Origin of the sequence: Streptococcus infantis, assembly GCF_047464215.1 — a bacterium.
In the GTDB taxonomy this organism is placed as follows: Bacteria; Bacillota; Bacilli; order Lactobacillales; family Streptococcaceae; genus Streptococcus; species Streptococcus infantis_P.
Window position 1 is genome coordinate 1 of record NZ_JASHCG010000033.1, and the last position, 1,850, is coordinate 1,850.

A 1,850-nucleotide genomic window follows, 5' to 3' on the forward strand; every position below is an offset into this window, starting at 1 on the left:
AAAAACTTTGGCCGCCTCGACATGGCTGTGTCCCTCTTTGATGTAATCTAATGCTCGTTGTTTAAAATCTGTACTATATGCCATGGCTTTATTATAACATGTATTTTATAAACTAAGTGACTATAACTATCCTAAAATATGGAGAGGACAACGATTGCCCTCTCCATATTTTAGCTTTTTTTAACCCACTACAGTTAACAAAGAGCCACAAAAAGCCCAAAAAGCGAACAATACTTAGAATTCCATTTAACAAAATTCTAGCATTGTTCGCTTTCTTTATCTAAACATTCTTTGTATTTTATGACTAAAATCATTACCTGAATGAATCTAGTTCGTTGTTAAAACACTAAAGAATGCATATTGGTTTGACTAAATTTTTAGTCTTCTTTTTTCTTTCCCAAAGCAAGTCCGAGACCACCTAGAATACCAAGAAGGCCTAGAGATGCAAGAGTCGCATTTGATTCTGTTCCAGTATTTGGCAATACTTTTTGAGAATCATTTGACTTAGCTCCGTTATCATTAGTAGCTGTAGTATCTCCGTGATTTACATTCGGATTAACTGCAACTGGTGTTACCTTAGCTGGTGTTTCTACTGGAACTTCCACAGCTGGTTGACCTGGTTCTGTAATCTTACCTGTACCTGGAACTTTACCGTCTGGTAATTCACTGTTTGGTACTTTACCTTTACCGTCTTCACCGATTGTTACTGTGATTGGTGTTCCATCTTTACCTGGGATTTCTACCTTAGTTCCTGGTGGGTATGTTGAGCCATCTGGTTTCTTCGGTGTTACTGTAACGTCACCTGTCTTAGGATCTTGTTCAACATCTACTGTTGGTGTCTTACGAGCTGGTGTTGTTACATCTACTGGTTGTGATGGTTTCTTGTTCGGTTCTGTTACTGTTCCTGTACCTGGGACATCTTTCTTAGGAAGCTTGTCATTTGGCACTTCACCTGAACCATTGTCACCAATTGTTACTGTGATTGGTGTTCCATTTTCACCTGGAATTTCTACCTTAGTTCCTGGTGGGTATGGTTTTCCATCTGGTTTCTTAGGCGTTACTACTACATCACCATTTGGTTTACGAGTAATTTCAATCTTACCTGGTTGTTCAGTTACTGGTGTTGCTGGTGTTACCTTACCTGGTGTTGTTACTGGAACTTCCACAGCTGGTTGACCTGGTTCTGTAATCTTACCTGTACCTGGAACTTTACCGTCTGGTAATTCGCTGTTTGGTACTTTACCTTTACCGTCTTCACCGATTGTTACTGTGATTGGGTTTCCATCTTTACCTGGGATTTCTACCTTAGTTCCTGGTTTGTATGGAGTTCCATCTGGTTTCTTAGGTGTTACCGTAACGTCACCTGTCTTAGGATCTTGTTCCAACTCTACTGTTGGTGCCTTTTGAGCTGGTGTTTCTGGTGTTACCTTAGCTGGTGTTGTTACTGGAACTTCTACAGCTGGTTGACCTGGTTCTGTAATCTTACCTGTACCTGGAACTTTACCGTCTGGTAATTCGCTGTTTGGTACTTTACCTTTACCGTCTTCACCGATTGTTACTGTGATTGGGTTTCCATCTTTACCTGGGATTTCTACCTTAGTTCCTGGTTTGTATGGAGTTCCATCTGGTTTCTTAGGTGTTACCGTAACGTCACCTGTCTTAGGATCTTGTTCGACATCTAGTGTTGGTGTCTTTTGAGCTGGTGTTGCTGGTGTGACCTTACCTGGTGTTGTTACTGGAACTTCTACAGCTGGTTGACCTGGTTCTGTAATCTTACCTGTACCTGGAACTTTATCGTCTGGTAATTCGCTGTTTGGTACTTTACCTTTACCGTCTTCACCGATTGTGAC

General features: G+C 40.9%; 2 protein-coding genes. Both read right to left on the bottom strand.

Annotated elements, in window-relative coordinates:
• A partial coding sequence (locus tag QM469_RS10485) for an IS630 transposase-related protein (protein WP_212750421.1) occupies positions 1-84 on the bottom strand: 84 nt, incomplete at its 3' end.
• 293 nt (positions 85-377) lie between these two features.
• The coding region (locus QM469_RS10490; protein ID WP_414320625.1) for an LPXTG cell wall anchor domain-containing protein at positions 378-1,850 on the bottom strand (1,473 nt) is incomplete at its 5' end.